At 38.1% G+C, this 19,273-nt stretch carries 24 protein-coding genes and 1 pseudogene; 5 read left to right on the top strand and 20 right to left on the bottom strand.

Features of this window, described 5'->3' with window-relative positions; translation table 11 throughout:
* Positions 1-184: 184 nt before the first annotated feature.
* From ACDZ29_RS04465 to ACDZ29_RS04485, 5 genes are all read right to left on the bottom strand, one after another.
* Positions 185-721: a DUF1572 domain-containing protein gene (locus ACDZ29_RS04465; protein WP_375090055.1), complete on the bottom strand. Its 537-nt coding sequence runs from the start codon at positions 719-721 to the stop codon at positions 185-187.
* 58 nt (positions 722-779) lie between these two features.
* Positions 780-1,526 carry a class I SAM-dependent methyltransferase gene (locus ACDZ29_RS04470; protein WP_375090056.1) on the bottom strand — a complete coding sequence of 249 codons (747 nt, stop codon included), beginning with the start codon at positions 1,524-1,526 and terminating at the stop codon, positions 780-782.
* A gap of 191 nt (positions 1,527-1,717) precedes the next feature.
* Positions 1,718-2,590 carry a GyrI-like domain-containing protein gene (locus ACDZ29_RS04475; RefSeq protein ID WP_375090058.1) on the bottom strand — a complete coding sequence of 291 codons (873 nt, stop codon included), beginning with the start codon at positions 2,588-2,590 and terminating at the stop codon, positions 1,718-1,720.
* A 326-nt stretch (positions 2,591-2,916) separates the two neighbouring features.
* Entirely contained in the window at positions 2,917-3,567 is a 651-nt protein-coding gene (locus ACDZ29_RS04480; protein ID WP_375090059.1) for a hypothetical protein, read from the bottom strand.
* A 140-nt stretch (positions 3,568-3,707) separates the two neighbouring features.
* Positions 3,708-4,169 (bottom strand): GNAT family N-acetyltransferase, encoded by a 462-nt coding sequence (locus tag ACDZ29_RS04485; protein ID WP_375090060.1) that lies wholly within the window; start codon positions 4,167-4,169, stop codon positions 3,708-3,710.
* 229 nt (positions 4,170-4,398) lie between these two features.
* Here ACDZ29_RS04485 and ACDZ29_RS04490 point away from each other — a divergent pair, with 229 nt between their 5' ends.
* The gene (locus tag ACDZ29_RS04490) at positions 4,399-4,578 is read left to right on the top strand and encodes a small acid-soluble spore protein H (RefSeq protein ID WP_054399815.1); all 180 of its coding nucleotides are present in this window, start codon (positions 4,399-4,401) and stop codon (positions 4,576-4,578) included.
* 257 nt (positions 4,579-4,835) lie between these two features.
* Here the strand turns inward: ACDZ29_RS04490 and ACDZ29_RS04495 are convergent, their stop codons facing one another.
* The 3 genes from ACDZ29_RS04495 to ACDZ29_RS04505 all read right to left on the bottom strand — a co-directional run bounded on the left by ACDZ29_RS04495 (position 4,836) and on the right by ACDZ29_RS04505 (position 7,946).
* Positions 4,836-5,348: a DUF3189 family protein gene (locus tag ACDZ29_RS04495; protein WP_289327380.1), complete on the bottom strand. Its 513-nt coding sequence runs from the start codon at positions 5,346-5,348 to the stop codon at positions 4,836-4,838.
* 66 nt (positions 5,349-5,414) lie between these two features.
* Complete coding sequence (locus tag ACDZ29_RS04500; RefSeq protein WP_375090062.1) at positions 5,415-6,524, bottom strand: D-alanyl-D-alanine carboxypeptidase family protein; 1,110 nt, start codon at positions 6,522-6,524, stop codon at positions 5,415-5,417.
* A gap of 450 nt (positions 6,525-6,974) precedes the next feature.
* The gene (locus tag ACDZ29_RS04505) at positions 6,975-7,946 is read right to left on the bottom strand and encodes an acyltransferase family protein (protein ID WP_375090063.1); all 972 of its coding nucleotides are present in this window, start codon (positions 7,944-7,946) and stop codon (positions 6,975-6,977) included.
* Positions 7,947-8,337: 391 nt separating this feature from the next.
* Between ACDZ29_RS04505 and ACDZ29_RS04510 the strand changes: the two genes are divergently transcribed.
* Positions 8,338-8,730: a thiol-disulfide oxidoreductase DCC family protein gene (locus ACDZ29_RS04510; protein WP_375090064.1), complete on the top strand. Its 393-nt coding sequence runs from the start codon at positions 8,338-8,340 to the stop codon at positions 8,728-8,730.
* Between the two features lie 112 nt (positions 8,731-8,842).
* On the opposite strand, the gene ACDZ29_RS04515 is transcribed toward ACDZ29_RS04510, so the two are convergent.
* From ACDZ29_RS04515 to ACDZ29_RS04550, 8 genes and pseudogenes are all read right to left on the bottom strand, one after another.
* Positions 8,843-10,189 (bottom strand): DUF3238 domain-containing protein, encoded by a 1,347-nt coding sequence (locus ACDZ29_RS04515; RefSeq protein WP_375090066.1) that lies wholly within the window; start codon positions 10,187-10,189, stop codon positions 8,843-8,845.
* Positions 10,190-10,364: 175 nt separating this feature from the next.
* Positions 10,365-10,553 (bottom strand): KGG domain-containing protein, encoded by a 189-nt coding sequence (locus ACDZ29_RS04520; RefSeq protein WP_375091100.1) that lies wholly within the window; start codon positions 10,551-10,553, stop codon positions 10,365-10,367.
* Positions 10,530-10,889, bottom strand: a pseudogene (gsiB, locus tag ACDZ29_RS04525) (glucose starvation-inducible protein GsiB); the annotation flags it as partial. The gene ACDZ29_RS04520 and the pseudogene gsiB, both read right to left, overlap by 24 nt.
* Before the next feature lie 112 nt (positions 10,890-11,001).
* Entirely contained in the window at positions 11,002-11,268 is a 267-nt protein-coding gene (locus tag ACDZ29_RS04530) for a KGG domain-containing protein (protein WP_251432644.1), read from the bottom strand.
* A gap of 156 nt (positions 11,269-11,424) precedes the next feature.
* Positions 11,425-11,580 (bottom strand): YvrJ family protein, encoded by a 156-nt coding sequence (locus tag ACDZ29_RS04535; protein WP_289315092.1) that lies wholly within the window; start codon positions 11,578-11,580, stop codon positions 11,425-11,427.
* Positions 11,581-11,630: 50 nt separating this feature from the next.
* Entirely contained in the window at positions 11,631-11,849 is a 219-nt protein-coding gene (locus ACDZ29_RS04540) for a DUF2922 domain-containing protein (protein ID WP_289326268.1), read from the bottom strand.
* 40 nt (positions 11,850-11,889) lie between these two features.
* Positions 11,890-12,108: a DUF1659 domain-containing protein gene (locus ACDZ29_RS04545; RefSeq protein ID WP_289326269.1), complete on the bottom strand. Its 219-nt coding sequence runs from the start codon at positions 12,106-12,108 to the stop codon at positions 11,890-11,892.
* Between the two features lie 197 nt (positions 12,109-12,305).
* Positions 12,306-12,587 carry a DUF2798 domain-containing protein gene (locus tag ACDZ29_RS04550; protein WP_375090069.1) on the bottom strand — a complete coding sequence of 94 codons (282 nt, stop codon included), beginning with the start codon at positions 12,585-12,587 and terminating at the stop codon, positions 12,306-12,308.
* 192 nt (positions 12,588-12,779) lie between these two features.
* On the opposite strand from ACDZ29_RS04550, the gene ACDZ29_RS04555 reads away from it, so the two are divergent.
* The 3 genes from ACDZ29_RS04555 to ACDZ29_RS04565 all read left to right on the top strand — a co-directional run bounded on the left by ACDZ29_RS04555 (position 12,780) and on the right by ACDZ29_RS04565 (position 14,631).
* The gene (locus ACDZ29_RS04555; protein WP_375090071.1) at positions 12,780-13,379 is read left to right on the top strand and encodes a LysR family transcriptional regulator; all 600 of its coding nucleotides are present in this window, start codon (positions 12,780-12,782) and stop codon (positions 13,377-13,379) included.
* Between the two features lie 62 nt (positions 13,380-13,441).
* On the top strand, positions 13,442-13,645 hold the full coding sequence (locus ACDZ29_RS04560; RefSeq protein ID WP_375090073.1) for a hypothetical protein: 204 nt from the start codon (positions 13,442-13,444) through the stop codon (positions 13,643-13,645).
* Between the two features lie 341 nt (positions 13,646-13,986).
* On the top strand, positions 13,987-14,631 hold the full coding sequence (locus ACDZ29_RS04565; protein ID WP_289315088.1) for a hypothetical protein: 645 nt from the start codon (positions 13,987-13,989) through the stop codon (positions 14,629-14,631).
* Positions 14,632-14,678: 47 nt separating this feature from the next.
* Here ACDZ29_RS04565 and ACDZ29_RS04570 read toward each other — a convergent pair whose 3' ends face one another.
* The 4 genes from ACDZ29_RS04570 to ACDZ29_RS04585 all read right to left on the bottom strand — a co-directional run bounded on the left by ACDZ29_RS04570 (position 14,679) and on the right by ACDZ29_RS04585 (position 18,834).
* A complete protein-coding gene (locus ACDZ29_RS04570; protein ID WP_289315087.1) occupies positions 14,679-14,933 on the bottom strand; it encodes a sigma-G-dependent sporulation-specific acid-soluble spore protein CsgA in 255 nt (84 codons plus the stop codon).
* Positions 14,934-15,164: 231 nt separating this feature from the next.
* Positions 15,165-16,598 (bottom strand): GntP family permease, encoded by a 1,434-nt coding sequence (locus tag ACDZ29_RS04575; RefSeq protein ID WP_375090075.1) that lies wholly within the window; start codon positions 16,596-16,598, stop codon positions 15,165-15,167.
* A gap of 135 nt (positions 16,599-16,733) precedes the next feature.
* Positions 16,734-17,510 (bottom strand): 3-hydroxybutyrate dehydrogenase, encoded by a 777-nt coding sequence (locus ACDZ29_RS04580; protein ID WP_289334417.1) that lies wholly within the window; start codon positions 17,508-17,510, stop codon positions 16,734-16,736.
* A gap of 40 nt (positions 17,511-17,550) precedes the next feature.
* Entirely contained in the window at positions 17,551-18,834 is a 1,284-nt protein-coding gene (locus ACDZ29_RS04585; protein ID WP_375090076.1) for a GntP family permease, read from the bottom strand.
* Between the last annotated feature and the right edge of the window lie 439 nt (positions 18,835-19,273).

A 19,273-nucleotide genomic window follows, 5' to 3' on the forward strand; every position in this document is an offset into this window, starting at 1 on the left:
TGTAAATGTGACCAAAACGTTATCAATTGTGCGAAATCAACTAACATTTTTGGTTGGGGCGATATTGTAATCGTATTAGAAGGAATAATGCGTGCAAATTTGACTTCTTATTCATAATGAAAAAGCTGCCTTAAAGACAGCTCCTATCTTCAGCAAAGCACCAGTTAACTCAATAACGATCGATCTACTCTCGGTGTTTATCAAGCATTTGTTTTAAATATTCTTCAGATTTCCCCTTTGGTATACTGAGGCTTTCCCATTTATTGTTTTTTACTTGTTTACCAATATAAACAATTTGCCCAACATGATAAGAATAATGTGCCATTTGCCTCTCAATAGCCTCTAATACCAAATGACCTTCCCCACGAATATATATTTTTTTTAATAAATCTTGTTCACTTAAACCAGTTAATGTATCAATCAGGGTTTGCCAACCCTTTTCCCAAACAATTGTGAGCTCTGATTTTGAAGATATATCATCTGAAAATTCTTCGTCACGATTTCTATATTCCTTCTCTCCGTCTGTTGTTAAAAAGTCAGTCCACCTTGAAACCATATTTCCACTCAGATGCTTTACTATTATTGCGATACTATTTGACTCGTCATTATAAGTCCAATAGATCTCCTCTTCAGATAATTGGTTTATCGTTTTATCTCCAAGATCTTTTACACTTTTAAATCTTTCAATTACAATTTTTAAATATTCGTTTCCAATATTCATTATTCCGCCTCCTACAATTAATCTGATTTCTTAGAGCCTTCACAACTAAACTGCCAAGTTAGCTCCTATCCCCATTTCTTGATTTAATAATAATAAAAGACGGTCTCCGGTTTTCATTAATTAACTTCGGCATTTGCTCTAATCCAGTAGGGATTGATTGTGGTTCAATAATCTTTTCTACTACAAACCCATTATCTATAAGTGTATTTATTAAAGTTGAAATGGTTCTATGATATATAATCACACCATCAATATACCAATGTTGTTCCCTTTTTCCTTCTTCCTGGTAATTATCCAATGCCCAATGTAATTTAACCCCTTCATTATCGTGAATCCAATTATCCATCTCTTTTCGAGCTGTAACTATCGGATGTTCAGTTGAAAAGATAAATTCACCGTTCTTTTTTAATAATCCATTAATCTTCTTGATTAGGTTTGGGTAATCTTCTATGTAATGAATAGCCAAAGAACTTATGATTAAGTCGAATTTATGATTTGGTAGATCCAGGTCTTCTATTGGTATACACATATAATCTATTTTCTCGTGATTGTTATCTTTTTTCGCCTGTTCAATCATATTTCTTGAAATATCTACACCTAAAACTTTCGAAGCACCGTTTTCTATACAATAACTTGAAAAATGACCAGTTCCACAACCTAAATCTAATATTGATTTCCCCTTAAGGTTTGAAATGGTAGATTTAATTGATGGCTGCTCAACAAAATCATTATAGGTAACACCACTCTCACGTAACGACGTATATTCATTAAAGAAAATCTGATTATCATAAATATTTTGTTTCATTCATTTCCTCCCCCTGTTCTAGCATTAATCTATTAATATTAATTCTCGAAACATAATAAAAAGACCTCTTTTGCTTAGACCTGCCACCGATAGTTCCATAATAAAAAAGCTGCCTAAGGCAGCTACGATCCCCAGCTAAAAATAAATAAGAGCTGTCGAAACAGCTCTTCGGATAAATCTTATGCCTATGCTTACTTTTTCAAAACCGGAATCCAGATTTCACTTCGAAATGTTGGTGAGGTTACATCTTTATTTTCGTTCCAAAGGATTTCCGGCCCTTCGATTTGTTCATAGTTAGAGGATGGAAACCATTCGGAATAAATACGGCCCCATACATTTTGCAGTGTTTCAGGAAAAGGTCCGACTGCTTCGAATACCGCCCATGTAGATGCATCAACTTCAAGCTGTGTTAAGTTATCTGGACATTCCTTCGTTGTAGCTGCGCCGATATAATGATCAAGCTCCCCTTTTTCCTCCAGCCTGCCTTCGGAAAAGTTCGTAGATGCACTAAGCAGTCCTGTTGGCTCGACATTCGAAAGGTCTTTAAGTTCATTTATCATTTTCTCGTCTAAACTTTGCCACATGGATGCAATCTCTGGATTAACCCCGTTAAAAATGATCGGAACTCTTTTTTTAATTCCAATAATGCGAAACGCCTCTTTTTCTTCAATTCGGTAGTTCATTTCGTTGCCTCCTTTAATGGATAGTTGGAAGGACATCAGTGGAAAGGCTTTAAGTGAATGGCCATTACTTCTCGCTTCTGATGGTGTGATACCATGCAAATGTTGAAACGCCCTTGTAAAAGAGTCCGGTGAGCTGTACCCGTACTTTATCGCTATATCAATGACCTTTATCTTGTTATCTTTAAGCTCAAATGCCGCAAGCGTAAGTCGTCTTCGGCGGATATACTCGGATAGGGAAATACCTGCCAGGAAGGAAAACATCCTTTTAAAATGATATTCCGAACAATAAGCTAGCCTTGCAACTTCTTTAAAGTCAATTTCATTCGTAAGATTGTCTTCAATGAATTTAATGGCGCCATTCATATTTTTGAGCAAATCCATTCAATGACCTCCCTTATATCAACAGAATAGCAGGAGTTGAAACTAATCATCCGACATTCTGTGCACGATTATGTAGGGTCTAATCCTACTTCAGCTAAACTTCAGTTAGTTTAAGTACAAGCCCTCACAATCTCTTTATAGACTTTCAATAAAAAAGCAACCTTTTACAAAAGTAAATGAAAACGATCACACTGTAAGTCATTTTATTATTTTTATTCATGTTCAGTAAGAAGAAGCTTTTCGTTCAAAATTCTTTAATTTGGGCAACCGCATTTTTTGATTGTTTAATCAAAATGGCCCTTTTATTCACCCCGAAATTATATTTTTTAACGAATCGCTGTCATATATCCGTTATATAAATCATCACATTTTTCAAGGCATTCTAAATATAATTGTCTGATTTCTGATATAGGACATAGTTTTATATAACTTTCATCTTTTATTATCCTAATTAGTGGGTTCATTTCGTAATAATAACTATATTCTTGGTTTTCTTTATTTAAAATGCTTTTATATCTTTCTAAAATAGTTATATAAGCATCGTCAATTAACCTGTATTCACATTTGGCTCTCTCTTGTTTATAAAACGTATAGATTTCTCTTGCGAAAAATTCACTTTCCGTAAAGAAGGAAGAACTTACTGGCGAATAATATAGATACTGATCTTGATAAGGTCTCTTACAAATCTGCATTCTATGCCAACTTTTAACTTCTTTATACCGATCTCCTAAAGCTTTATGATTATTCGATATCGTTTTTATTTGGAGATTCGATACATATTGAAAAATAGCAGAATTATTTTCATAGTCAGAAATCGTAGTTATAGAACACCAGCATATATAGTTATTATCTAATATCCCAATAATGCAGACCTCTTGTTTTGGACTAATGTATATATCAAAAGAAACTTCCTTATCATCTACTTTATAATTTGGAACTACACTATGATTTTGCTTGATCAAATTAAATTTTTCCATTTTAATTCCTCTCATATCTTATATATACTGTTTTCCTGCATATAAGTAAGAATTGCTGCTTAAGCCCTTTTGCTCTATAAGAAAAGAGCAATTCGTCACTGTCCCTTAGAGAACTTTTGCACCTGCTAATGAAAATAACCTTATTGTTGATATGGGGATTTACGGACTTTTTGCATAAATAGCTCTGGATTATCAATCTGATTAAAACCGTATTTTTTATATAATGAATGTGCATCATTAGTAGCTAACATAAACCTGCGAACCCCTTCTAGTTCGGAATGGTTGGTGATAACATCCATTAACCATTTTGATAATCCCAATTTACGATAGTCAGGTAATATAAACACATCGCAAAGGTACGCATGGGTTGCTAAATCGGTTATTACCCTTGCAAATCCAACTTGTTCACTTCCTTCATTACCTATTTCACCTTTATAAACCCCAAAGCATAAGGTCGTATTTTCAATTGACTTTATTACTGTTTCCTTGAGTATCCCCTTTGACCAGTAAGCTTCTTGATTCAAAAAATTATGTATTAAATCTACATCTAAATACTTTTTATTAGTAGAAATTGAAAATCCCTTATTTACCCATATAGTCATTTTACATCCCCCTAAACTTTTTAATGTACTGTAATTATATCAAACCACTGATTTTAGTCTTTTGAACTAACATGCCGCGTTATTGGAAATAATTAAAAACTGACTCGATCTTCAGCTAACGCACCAGTTAGTTAAGTAAGGGTGTAAGGGCATTTTAATTACAACAGGTATATCTAAGTAATTCGAAACAAATATTATACATGTTGCAAGTCCAAAGGAGGTGGCTAAAATGAACGCACAACGAGCGGAAGAAATTGCTTCTTCACCAAATATGGTTACTGTAACCTATAATGAGGAAAGTATCTACATTGAGCACGTGGATGAACAAAATGGAACGGCTACAATCCATCCCCTTGATGATCCCAATAAAAAACAAAGTGTTTCTGTAACCAGCTTACAAGAACAGTAATTTCCTCGATTCAATAATAAACCTCCACTTTCGGGTGGTGGTTTATTGTTCGGTTCAATTCAATTATCATCATATTAATTAATCTATCCCCTAATGCACCCGTTAGATGAACAATCACCACCTCTTCTATAGCACATCTTCATTAAAAGCGTAACAAAAAAAGCCAACATCAATTGTTGACTTAATCTATATATCGACATTCGAATTCCTATGGGCTAAGCAATCTTTTACTAACAGAGATAAACCATTTAATAGTATTACTTATATATTTCATTTTCCAATATAATCACTTTTTCCCCAGTCGCTGCTTTCCCAATTTGTTTCGTATTTTCAACCAACCGAAAAATATTATCACAGCATTGTTTGGTGCCTATAATTAATAATGGTACACCTATAAAATCAATTTTTAATGCTCTTGATAAATATCCCCCTATGGACATTGCAATAGGTACGGTTGGTGATGTATTGGAGAATACTATTTTTTCGTTAAAGTGAAATTTCTCTTCTAGTAGTAAAGTCAATTCTTTTAATGCTGGAACAACAAGTTTGTCTCTTTTATGTCCAATTGTATAAACTGAGTTGCCCTCTTCATCGGTCCCGCGAAAAATTAGCTTTCCAAATTCTTTTTTTGTTAATTTATTGAAATATTTTACATGTAATATTTCTTCCGAAGTTAGTTTTCTTTCCGATTGAGGTAATTGTTTTAAATGATATGCGGCAGCCAAAGACGTGGTATGTGTACCCCCATAATCATTATAGATATACATCATGAAATCATCCCTAATAGTTTTATTTAATACTATTAGGGTCAGATACTCCATTTCCAATTCGGCTGGTTATTTGCCTCCCCATGCTAGAGATGGGAAAGAAAAATTTATTAGCTTCTCATTGATTGTTTCTTTTTTAATCGAGGCAGGCAAAACTGTGTTCCTGACATCAGCGACCGTTTTAAGGTCAAAGGATTCTATTGCTTCCCCTTCTTGGTTCATGATTGAGAGAATTCCATCATTGCTCGTTTTTAGACTGGGTATATCATTAATTAAATGAGTATAGTATAAGTCTTCGTTCAGCGTGTAGGAATTAGAGTAGTCCGCTGAATACAGTATGCTTTTTTTATCAATTTTGGCTGATATAAAGTTTTCAAAGGCATAGCTGAATAAAAGCTCAGTATCAGAATAGGCAACCTTGTCCGAAGGAGCATTTAGAGTGACGGCAATCAAGTCCTGTTCTCCTCTAGTAGCAGTAGATATCAAGGTGTAGCCGGATTTACTGACGAAACCGGTTTTCCCGCCGGTTATTCCCTTATAGGGTAGTTCGCCTTTTAACATTTTATGATGGGTAACTAGAGTTGTGTCCCATGTTTCCACTTCCCATGGTAACTCCTTCTTCCCAAGATATTCACGGAAAATTTCATTTTTCATTGCATATTGGGTAATTTTCGCAAGGTCACTTGCTGTAGTTACGTGGTTTTTGTCAAACAATCCATGGGGGTTCGTAAAATGAGTATCGGTGACGTTTACTTCTTTTCTTAAAAACTCATTCAGATCTTCCATGAACAGTTTTTCACTACCAGACATATGCTCGGCAATTGCGATGGCTGCATCATTTCCAGAGTTGATTAGCATCCCTGCAATTAATTTGGAAAGCTCTATTTCCTCCCCAGGTTCAATAAATACCGAAGACCCGTCTGCCTCCGCTGCTTTTTTGCTAACAGTCACCAGTTCGTTCTTATCCCCGTGTTCTATAGCATATATAGCAGTGGCAACTTTCGTTAGACTGGCTGGATACATACTTTTATCCATGTTTTTTTCGTATAATACTTTTCCACTTTTCGCATCAATAATGATTCCCGCTTCACTATTGAGAGGTAAGTCAGATTCTGCACTTACAGTCGTAGAGGCGAAGGGAATTAAAGCCAAAATGAAGATGAAGAAAAACTTTTTCATATGCCTCTCCTTTGTTGATAGTAAAATCCTATATAGTCATAATAAAATAAATCTGAATGTTTAGAGGTGGTTTATTGAAATTGAAATAAAACAGTAATTACCCTTTAATAATTTTGGAAACATTTCGGGTAATAACCTTCATTTTCTTTCCTGAAATAACTTTATAAGGGGTATTGCCCTTTTAGTGGGAGGCTCCATTTAAATAAAAAAGATTCCCCTTTTAAATAGATAGTTTTTTGCGAATCACCAAATTAGGGGATCTGTGTGTTTTTTTATCTTGATGCGATGGGGTCCTCCTGCATGACAATATCTTTTCATGAAAAAACCCTTCAAACTGAAGGGCTAGTTACTTTTTAGATGCTTGATCATTTCTTTATGAAATATTCATGTCCATGTATTTCGGACCTGAATTTTTTACAAGCTTTATTTAAACCTATCTTCAATTATCTGTTATGTTTTCATTTTCATACCTATTAACACACATTCCACTTTTACAATCGGTTTTCTTGATAATATAAATATAATGGTCACAGGTATGACTAATAAAACATAATATTGGCCACTTTCTTTGATCCAATCATATATAAATGAGTTATAAACATATTCCAAAATAAACATATGAAAAAGATAAATAACCAATGTTATGGATCCTATCTCAGTAAAAAATGTATGCTTTCTAGGAACGATACAAAAAAAACAATAAGTTGCTGCTCCCATGATTAAATAAACGATCAACTTATATATAAAACCGAGGGCAATGGAACCTTCCATTAATTCCTTATAACCTAAACGGCCATAAAACCATTCCCTCCAAGTAATTTCACCATAGAAGTAAATACCGGTAAAGATTAACCCTAGTACAACCCAGCCGATTAGGGCATTACTTTTCTTTTTAACCCATTCAAAATGATCTTTTTCTAAAAAATGTCCAATTAAAAAGAAAGGAAAGAAAAAGAACGTTCTCGACAAACTTAACCATTCATTTACTTCACCAATGTAACCAATTATTAGAGATACAATTATCGAAAAAACGATTCCATATTTCCTGGAGGAAAATATAAACAATAATATATTCCAACAGAATAAGCTTATTAAGAACCATAAGGCCCATCTTGGAGTCAAAATGGTGAATTCAATTGGTTCATCAAATAACTTCTGATAATAGAAGGTATAAATCACCTGGAATATTACAAAGGGAATTAATATTTTCTTTATTAGCACCCAGAGGTCCTTTTTACTTTTTATCTTTCTTGAAAAATAGCCGGATACTAAAATAAAAGCTGGCATATGGAACGAAAAAACAAACAAATAAATAGTTAAAATCCATTCGTTTTCTTCTACCATTCGAGCTAATGTGTGTCCCAAAACCACTAGTACGATTAAAACAGCTTTCGCATTATCAAAATAAGGATCACGTTTCAAATAAATCTTACCTCCTATAAAGAAACTGCTAGTTATATCTCCTAATCCTCAATTATGGTTTGAATGAAAAAACCGGCTCTCCTCTAATAAAGGATTGCCGGCTTTTTACTAAAGGAACTTCATTGGAGTATCTACCATAACATAGCTTGTTTACAGTATGGTTAATGGAAAATAACAGTTTGATAACAGACAGAGACTGAAACCAAATTCCACCGCCAAATGCGGCCTTCTTATGGCGCTAACGCACCCGTTTAGTGACTTGCCGGAACAATCAATCACCTTCCAACATTTCAAAACTCCAAACAGTTCCAGACGTTTTCGCCTTACCAAAACGGGTAGTGTATTATATAAGCATGAGTATGATAAACGTCTCTCTATAGGAGGAATGTTCATGAATCCGGTCATTTTATTTGATGGTGAATGCAACTTTTGCGATTCGAGTGTCCAGTTCATTATCAAGCTGGATCCACAGGGGCTTTTTCATTACGCTTCGCTTCAAAGTGAGGCTGGTCAAGAGTTGCTGAAGAAGTACGATGTTCCTGCAGATATAGATAGCATGGTGCTGATCGAAAAGGGTCAGGCCTACTATAAATCGTCTGCAGCCTTGAGGATTTGCCGCCGCTTAAAAGGGGCATGGAAATTGCTTTACGGTTTCATCATCGTTCCAAGCTTCATCCGGAACTTCGTTTATGACTTCATTGCCAAAAACCGTTACAAATGGTTCGGAAAGAAAGAAGAAAGCTGTATGCTGCCATCGCCAGGTGTTCGAAAGCGGTTTTTATAATAAGACCTAATCGAGAAGCAAAAAGGACTTAAAAGTATTCGAGGTCCTTTTTGTTTGTTGTATTAAAAATGGTCAAAAAAAGGACGATAAGCAATCATGGCTTTTCGTCCTTTCATTGTGTAAATGTGGAGTATCTCCACAAATGGTTGGCCGTAGGATGCGCCATCATTTCGAGCCCTTTGTTTTCCGCTTGGTGCAGGGGTTGCCAGTTTGGGTCATCTGCCTCCTTTAGGTAGACTTCGTGATGGGGTGCCTGGTCATGATAGCCGGCTATATTGATTTCGCCATTTCGGTAAAAGGTCCCGATCACTTTATAATCCACGGCAGGAGAAATGATGATTGGGTTGCCTACAGAGTGTGTCAGCTGTATTGTCGTTTTCTCATGATTGGATAACACGTGCTTCACTACAATGTCTTTATCGGATGCCACTCCTTCTTCGAGGAAATCCCCATCATGGTTGTAGGCCTCACTCTTCCCGACGGCTTTGGAAAATTCAATCTCGGCTTCCTTCTCCTTTTCGTGAATATACACATCGACCCTAGTCCGGTAACGGGATGATTCAGGATCAAACCCGCGGTTGTCACCTTTAAAATATGGAACCTTTGAGGCAAGATTGGGGTTTTTCAGCCATTCTTCCGGTAAAAAGGTGGAATAGCGCAGCTGCCAATTTCTTTTCTTTTTACCATCCACATCGTTTTCAACTGAATATAAAAGCTGTTTCACAGGTCCTATCTTTTTGGTATTCGTTATTTCCTCGATCGCTGCCTGTGCTTGGGAAGAACCTTTTTTAAATGCTCCGACAATACTCGCCAAAAGGGATTTCACCGCAAAGGACTCTTGCTCTGAAAGTGGCAGGGGCCGCTTCGCTTTGATGGTGTAGGTGTATGCTTGATCTTCACTAATGCTCCGATCACTGAAGGAACATCCATCCACTTTCCCAACCTCCACGCTGTTCCGGTAAACCCTATACTCCTTTATCCCTTTGATGGGCTCCCATTCCAGGCTGGTTTGGCCTTTTGCGACAATCGTGGTGAACACCAAATCCAAAAGGATATTATCCTCTTTTTTATTCTCGGGGGTCGTTGATGTCTGTATCTTCATCCTGTTCACTGCCTGTTCTTTTTCATTCAAGCTATCTATCGTGTACGTATAGATGGTCCCTGGAGTCAAACCCCGATCTGCAATACTTGGCTCCGTGCCGCTGTAAATGAGCTCTTGCCCCCTATATACCCGATAGAAGCCACCTTCATCAGGCCACCTAAGCTTAATGGCATCCTTTTCCCTTTCGATCTTACACATCAATGAAGCCGTTTTGAATACCGCTTGATGCTTCCGCTTATTGGAAAGGAGAAAAGCGATTCCCGCAAGACCAAGAGCAAGCAATGAATGCCGTGCAGTGAATGTAACTCCGCCCACTTTTAAACGGGGAATTGAATAATGAGCGATCAACTTCTTCATCACCTCTTCCTTTTCTAGGTGTTATTTCTTTACCCACTTTAAACTCCAAGCACACTTTGCAATGTGCTGTGATAGGCATTTCCCCGGGACACAATGTTGAATCAACATAAAAAAAACCGAGGGAATGGTTACTTCCCTCGATTATTTATGTGTTTTACTGATTTTTCCTTCTATTTTAACGGCGGCTTTTTTCCCCGCCTTTGCGTCCTGCTTCTTCCCGGCTCATTTTCCCATTACCGGAACCGTCAGAGCTGCCGTCGCCATCTCGTTGATTGGCCCGTGCCTCTCCGCCTTTTTCGCCGATTTCCTGATAGAATTCCTTACCATGACTTTCGGATGTCGCTTCTCCGCCTTTTTGGTCAATCTCCTGATAAAATTCCTTACCATGACTTTCGGATGTCGCTTCTCCGCCTTTTTGGCCAATCTCCTGATAAAATTCCTTATCATGATTTTCGGATGTCGCTTCTCCGCCTTTTTGGCCAATCTCTTGATAGAATTCCTTACCATGATTTTCGGATGTCGCTTCTCCGCCTTTTTGGCCAATCTCTTGATAGAATTCCTTATCATGATTTTCGGATGTCGCTTCTCCGCCTTTTTGACCAATCTCTTGATAGAATTCCTTATCATGATTTTTGGCTGTTGTTTCTCCACCTTTACGGCCTGCTTCTTCACGATTCATTTTACCATTGTTGTTAGTCATTAAAAATCCCTCCTAATATTTGGATTTTCCATGAACTAGCTACATGTGTCATATACCCGCTTGAACGACTATAAAACTAGAATCTACAAATACTTCAGGTCGCTTCTTCTATTTAACGGCGACTCTTTTCCCCGCCCTTGCGCCCTGCTTCTTCCCTGCTCATTTTTCCATCATCGGACCCATCACGTTGATTGGCCCGTGCCTCTCCGCCTTTTTGTCCAATTTCCTGATAGAATTCCTTATCATGGTTTTCGGAAGTGGCTTCTCCGCCTTTTTGGCCGATTTCCTGGAAAAATTCCTTATCATGATTTTTGGCTGTCGCTTCCCCGCCTTTGCGGCCAGCTTCTTCCCTACTCATTTTTTCATTGTTGTTAGTCATTAAAACTCCTCCTTATTATTTGGATTTTTCATGAACTAGCTACAGTTTTATGTATACCCGATAGTTAAGGTATAAAACTAGAATCTATTAAAACTTTGCCATTTCAAAAGGAAGAGCATCATGAATGATATCACTCATGATGCTCCCCGCTTTTCGTTAACCTGACTTGGAAATCCCTTCTCGCAAGCGATTTGGCAGCTCCACAAGCGTCTCATTCAAAGTATCCAATTTCGTTTCAATCCTATGAAGCAAATAAAGGGTAACAATGATCGGGAACCCAATATCACTGACAAATGGCAGGATTTGATCCACTTTTCATTCACCTCACTTCCAGGGCGTCCTACAAAGATGACCTTCCTCCGTTAGATAAGTTCCACTTCCTCGACATTCCGCTCGACAACGCGCGCCGCTTTCAAATCTACGAAATCCCCGGAAGATGTAACGAACACATTCCCCGCTATCACTTTTTCCATAGCCAGTTTAACCGTATTTACACTGACCGGCTCCTTCGGATTATCAACAGAAATCGTCGCTGACTGCCCTTCCTTCGTAACGAAAATCATTTCCAGTACTTTAGCCATTTCATGTCACCTCCCCCTCTTCCAACTATCCAAAAGCCAATTAGCCAAACAATGAATACGTATCCACTCGAGTCACTTCGCCCATTGGATAATTCTGCACACTCGCGATTGCAACAGCTGTCGAAAACAACTGATCTGCCGTCGCATCGACCTTGATGTTCGAAAATGACCTCCGCCTGAAAACGAGAGCCCCTTTTTCATTTAACCCAGTCTCAAAATCGATCCGCAACGTACTTGATACTGGAATCTGGTTTGCCATGCCACTCACCCCCTTTCACACTCTATATAAACTTTTATGGGATGAAAGTAGCATGGCCTTGAAATTTCTTAATTAGGACATAAAAAAAGCCGCTCATCATTTGAGCAGCTCTCTTTATCAGTCTTCTTAAAATCCATATTTTTTACTGTTTTTCAGGAATGCCTTTAAAACAATTTCCACAAATTCTCTACTGGCCATTATCTATTATCTTCTTCTCTCACTAAAAAATCTTCCTCAATTATTAGCGGTTTTTCCACAAAATTAATTCTTCTCATTATTTGTTGTATTACTCTGGGAAAAAAGTAAGCTCCAAAGAAAGCACAGATAAAAGCCTGTGACCAAGTTTTTAACCATGTAGATAAGAATATATGATCATACCCACTATTTATTGAGACTAATATAAATGAAATAAAAAAGGACATACTAAAAGCCATTAATAATGCAAAAATAATATTTCTGTATTTAACGTTAATATTCATTATTTTTCTACTTCAACTCCTGATCTAATAGGTTCCTTGATATTTTCAATTAATTTAACAAGTGAAACATTACTTCCCAACCGTTTTACGTAGTCCTGTTCACAACTATATTTTATTTCTTCCATTTACATTAGTAAAACCAATTTTTATAATAGATCTATTAGGATTACTAATGTAAAGGGGTTAGTGGGGTTGAATTCGTATTATGCTTTTATCAAAACCATAGAAACAGGCAGTTTTACAAAAGCTGCTGAAGAACTTGGCTATACTCAGTCCGCCATTAGCCAAATGGTGCATTCATTGGAGGAAGAGCTTTCTACCACTCTTATTTTACGTTCTCGAAAGGGTATTACACTGACACCGGATGGCGAGGAATTTTTGCCCTATATCAGGGAGATTTGTAATTCACATAGGGAACTGACTGAAAAGCATAAAGAGATGGAAGGACTGCAAAGTGGCCTTATTCGAATTGGCACCTTTTCCAGTGTTACATGCCATTGGATACCGGGATTGATCAAAGATTTTAAGGAACTTTACCCAACTGTTCATTTTGAATTACATCAAGGAAATTATACGGAAATCTCAAACTGGATTAAAGAAGGCAGCGTAGACTTTGGCTTTGTGAATTCAAATGTTTCGGATCTAACTACGATACCCTTGCAAGAAGATGAAATGCTGGCTGTATTGTCAGAAAATCATCCTTTAGCATCATCCACAAAAGTTTCATTAAAAGAATTGCTAAAAGATCCTTATATCCTATTGGATGAGGGAGTGATAAATGAACCTTTATAGTTTTTAAACAGTACAATTTTGAACCTGATACACAATATCGAGTATATGATCCCTATGCGATCATGTCCATGATTGAACAAGAGCTTGGCATTTCGATTTTACCGAAACTGCTCTTAAATAGATGTCCCTATAATATTGTGACGAAAACTATCACTCCTTCTATTATTCGAACAATTACTTTGGCATACAAGGATAAAAGGGTATTGCCAATAGCAAGTAGGTATTTTATTGATTTTATTATTGAAAGGTATAGGGAAGCTAGATAAAAATGCTCAAAACTGCGTTATCCATAAATGGAACCTTCGTATTCTACACTAACGGCTGGATTAAAAATCAAATAAATAGCCTTAATTCGCTTCGATAAACACTCTTCCATTAGATGGTTTGGTTTTATTTAGTAAGGCAATGCAGTTTGCAAAAAGCATTGCCATTGATGGAATAGTACAACCAGACATTTAGCCTTTTTGCTTTTCACTTTATTTTTCCTTTAAATTTTTTTTTTATAACTGACATTTTTGATGTGAAGTTAAATTCCATTTGGCTTTAAATGGAATGTCATGTTCGCCTTTTCTGGGAAATAATAATGATGAAAGGAAGTGGATGTTGAATGTCATTAGAATGGTTTGACAGAGTAAGCGGGGAATTGCAGGATCATCTTAAATCAATTTGTGAGAAATACGACCGCAATGGCAGCATGATCGTAGAACGCGGGTCTAAGCATCCACGCATCGAATTTTATACAGAGCTGGATGACGATGAGAGAGATTATTTTTCCACGCTGTTTTTCGATCCGTATAATGAGGAATTTTATATGGAATCCTTCGATCCGGATTTAGGGCAGATTAGCAAGGTGATCCTTTCAGATATTGAAGATATCGTCGATGCTGTCCATGAGAGCTTCCATAATTATTTGGAAGAGGATGACAACGATTATGAATTTGAATTGGATGATGAGTATGATGAATCTTATGATACAGACGGCGGCGAAGAATCCGATGTATACGAAATCGATGTAGATTGGGAAACGCCTGAAGTGACCGCCTATATCCAGGATAATGAAGTGGAGGTCACCTATCAATTCGGCATCGTACAGGAAACGGGTGATGGCGTGTTGAAACGGATCAATCGAATTCGGACAGCGGATGATGACTTGATAAAGGATGAAACAAATTTCATTTTCAGCAGGGAAGAAGCTAGCACGATCATCGCCATGATAGCCAGTCATATGGATTCACTTAGTGAAATGGAGTAAAAAAAACCAACAAAACCTTGTCCATGATCATCATGGACAAGGTTTTATTAAATAAGAAGCAGTTCATATACCTCCGACAATTGAGTGACCCGTTCCGTATCACTGACTTCCTTTGCATGCTTAATTTCCTGGGGAAGAATATGGTTAAGGAGACTGGATTCTTTACCAGTAAGCTTATTGACGAGTTCTTCTTCAGAATGAAAATGTCCACTTTTGATTTTATTGTAAATTTCCTGCGCTTCAGGATATTGGTCCGTATAGTTAGACAATATCTCGCGTAAGTAACCAATCGTACGATCCATCTTACCATCCCTCTCGAATGTTAATTTTTAGATACTCCATTTATAACTTCCCCCATTATTTGCTGATAAATTCCTCTGTTGACCCCAAAAAAGGATATCCAAATTGGATATCCCTTCTTTTTAGGGTTTTACTCGTAAGTTTTGGGGATTTACTCGTGAATTCTTGGCTTTTACTCGTGAGTTTTGGAGTTTTACTCGTGAATTTCAAGGATTTACTCGTGAATTCGTTATTTATACAATACCAAACCAAGAATAGAGGGCAATGATCACAAAGACAGCCAATGATTTAATGATGGTAATCATGAATATGCTGCCATATGATTGTCTATGCGTTAATCCTGTGACGGCAAGCAGGGTGATGACGGCTCCGTTATGCGGAAGTGTGTCCATACCTCCTGATGCCATGGCAACGACACGGTGCATCACTTCGGGTGAGATATTTGCCGCAGCGATCGCCTGATTGTATTTATCGGCCATTGCGCTTAATGCAATACCCATTCCCCCTGATGCCGACCCGGTTATACCTGCCAGTGCACTAGTGGTGACAGCACCATTGACTAGCGGATTCGAAAATACGCCGGAAATTCCATCACTGATTTTCACAAACCCTGGAAGGGCAGCGATGACTCCGCCGAAACCATATTCCGAACCAGTGTTCATGACGGCAAGCAGTGAGCCGCCAATACTGTTGTTCAGTCCTTCTTTCATGTTTTTCGTTACTCGTTTCCAATCATAGGCAAGGGCTGTGATGATTCCGACGATCAGGGCAATTTCCACTGACCAAATTGCAGCATTGGCCGCTACATCAACTGAGTAATCCTCTAACCCAATTGCAGAAAAATCGAATCCATCCGGATACCATTTCGGTATGGCTTTAGACAAATAGTTATTCATGATGGCAACTAATGCAAGCGGAACGAATGCTAAAATCTGCCGTAAAACAGATTGGTTTGAATGCAGATCAGGAACTGGTTCCTCTTTTTCCTTGTCCTGTTCAGGTCCAGCGGCATTTTCCTCTGCAAGCCCATAATATCCTTCTCCCGCTTTTTTGGCTCGCCTCTTCCGGCTCTCCAAGTAGGCCAATCCAACCGATAAGACAAAAATGGCACCTATGATTCCAAGGATCGGAGCCGCATAAATGTCCGTACCAAAGAAGGACGTAGGAATGACATTTTGAATTTGCGGAGTTCCAGGCAAAGCATCCATCGTGAACGTGAATGCACCAAGTGCGATGGTAGCCGGCATAAGCCTTTTAGGTATATCGGCTTGCTTGAACAATTGAACGGCAAAAGGATAAATGGCGAAAACCGCTACGAATAAACTCACGCCGCTATAGGTTAAAATGGCACCCAAAAGGACAATCGTCAGCATGGCTTGTTTGGCACCGATCAAGCGAACGATCGTCTTCGCAATCGATTCGGCGATTCCCGACATTTCGATGATTTTCCCGAAAATGGCCCCTAATAAAAAGACGGGAAAATAGTTTTTAATGAAAATGACCATCTTTTCCATGAAGACGCCGGAATAGAACGGCAAAACATTACCCGGGTCAATGAAGAAAACCGGTAAAAGTGCAAAGATGGGTGCAAATAAAATGACAGAATAACCGCGGTAGGCTGCAAACATCAATAGCCCCAGCGCCAGCAATATAATCATTAAGTCCATGAAAGTCCCCCTTAACATTTATTCCAAGTCTGAAAATTTTGCCCAACTTAGTCAAAAATACGCCAAAAGTGAACCTCTCTGTCAATATTCAAATTGACAGAATGGTTCACCATGATTTTTCTTATAATTCATCAATTATTGAGCTGTATAACCGCCGTCGATGACTACAGCTTGACCTGTTACACTTTTCGCTTTATCGCTTGCCAAGAACAATGCATAATCAGCAATTTCACTAACATCCAATAAACGTTTTTGAGGCACTAATGGAAGAAGGACTTCTGCCAATACATCCTCAACCGGGACATTACGAGTTTTCGCCAAGTCTGCCATTTGTCCGCGAACAAGTGGAGTATCTACATATCCAGGGCATAAAGCATTAACCGTGATACCGTGTTCCGCTCCTTCTAATGCAGCCACTTTCGTTAAACCGATAACTCCGTGTTTTGCGCTGTTGTAAGCCGCTTTACCTGCGAATCCGATAACTCCATTAATGGAAGAGACGTTAATGATTCGGCCGAAACCTTGTTCCTTCATGATCGGGAACACGTTTTTAGTTAGAATGAATGGCGCTGTCAGCATGATTTTTATCATCAATTCGTATCGATCAGTCGGGAAATCTTCGATTGGTGATACATGTTGCAGCCCGGCATTGTTAATCACGATGTCGATTGAACCATATGTTTCTTTAGCTTCCTTCACCATATTTACGATATCTTCTTCTTTTGTTACATCGGCTTTGATTCCAATTGAATCGTAACCTAGTTGTTTCAATGATTCCGCAGCTTCTTTTACCGCCTCATCATTAATGTCAGATAGAACCACTTTGGCTCCACTTTCAGCGAAATGCTTACCAATTTCAAATCCAATACCACGAGCAGAACCTGTAATAATAACGACTTTATTTTCAACCATCATAAATTCCTCCTATAGTAAATTAATTTTTTCAGGTTTATTAAACGATACCGATGGCACCCATGATAATGCCGACGATCATGGCAATGGTCGGGATGATGAACGCTACCACGAAAACATCTTTATATGTTTCTTTATGAGTCAATCCTGTTACCGCCAAAAGTGTTAACAGCGCACCATTGTTAGGGAAAATGGATGCACCCGAAGCAACGGCAGCCATTCTATGGAACACATCCGGGCTGATTCCCGTTGATTGGGATAAGCTGTAGAAAGTATCGCCAAGGGCATTAAGTGCAATACCCATACCACCTGAAGCAGAACCAGTGATGATCGCCATGATTTGTACGGCAAGAGATTCAGCAACCAGCGGATTGCTCGAAATATTAAGTAACCAAGTAGTGATGTTATCAAAAGCGGGTATAACTGCAATGACAGCCCCAAATCCAACAGCGGCACTTGTATTCAGGATGGCCATCACTGACCCTTTCGCTCCCTCGTTAACAGAGAAAATGAACTTTTTGTAATCCTTGATATTGATGACCATAATGCTCAGAACCCCTAATAATAAAGCATAAATAGGTTCTAATTTCACAACGTTAAGCAAGAGGACAACAATAAGAAGCGGAACCAAAGACAATAACCAATTCGGTACTTTTTCACCTTGCTCCGAACCCGTAACCGAATCATCTTTTTCGATGAATCCTTCTCCTTTGGCAGAAAGAGATCTTTCTCGATAGGATAACCAGAAATACCCGCCAACTGCCATTATTAATGAAGTGACGATCCCGATGATCATCCCTGAAGTAGGTTTCGTATGGAAATACTCCATCGGTATCAGGTTTTGGATTTGCGGTGTTCCCGGTATAGCCGTCATCGTGAAAGTGAATGCCCCAAGTGCAAATGTAGGAACAAGCAGCCTTCTTGTAACGTTCGCTTCTTTAAATAACGCCAACGCGATCGGATAGACGGCAAACACGACGACAAATAAACTAACTCCGCCATACGTCAATAAAGCGGAAGCGATCAGTACTCCAAGAATCGCCCTCTTTTTACCAATGATTTGCGTTACCTTCTTGGCAACGGATTTCGCTGCACCCGTTTCTTCCATCAACTTACCGAAAATCGCTCCCAGTAAGAAGATCGGAAACCACTTCTGTACGAATCCGACCAAACCGGTCATATACGTACCAGTATACGTATCAAATACATCCAATCCGCTCATCAATGCGACTACTCCAGCCACCAGTGGGGCCACCCAAATGATGGACCAACCCAAATAAGCCAAAGCCATCAGCAATACTAAGCCTACAATTATACTTAACACTCGAAATCACCTCTTTTTAAGGTGATGTAAAAAGTTATGCTTTCCATCATAAATCCCCCTTGGTGTGTACATCCCTCTGCTGCAGACATCAAAATCCTTGTCTTAAAGCAGCAAACTCAACCCTAAATGCCATTACAAAAAATGTGAAAGCGGATACGATAACATCCTCTTTTTTTGGTATTCTAAAATAACTTAATAAACATAACTTGTCCGCATTCTGAGAAAGATGAATATGTCGCTTGATAAGTTGGAGATATATTCATTAACCAAAAACAGCTCATAAGCAATCCCTTTCCCCCTATACTTCTACAAGAGAGAATATTTTATTAAAATAGGGTTATATATACTTGCTTTTTAATCCTCATATAGTTTACATCCACTTTATTTATAAGTAAAATGAATAAAAAGAATATATTCTATGCTAATTGCGAATAAATAG

The sequence above is a fragment of the Peribacillus sp. RS7 genome, from assembly GCF_041956845.1.
Lineage (GTDB): Bacteria > Bacillota > Bacilli > Bacillales > DSM-1321 > Peribacillus.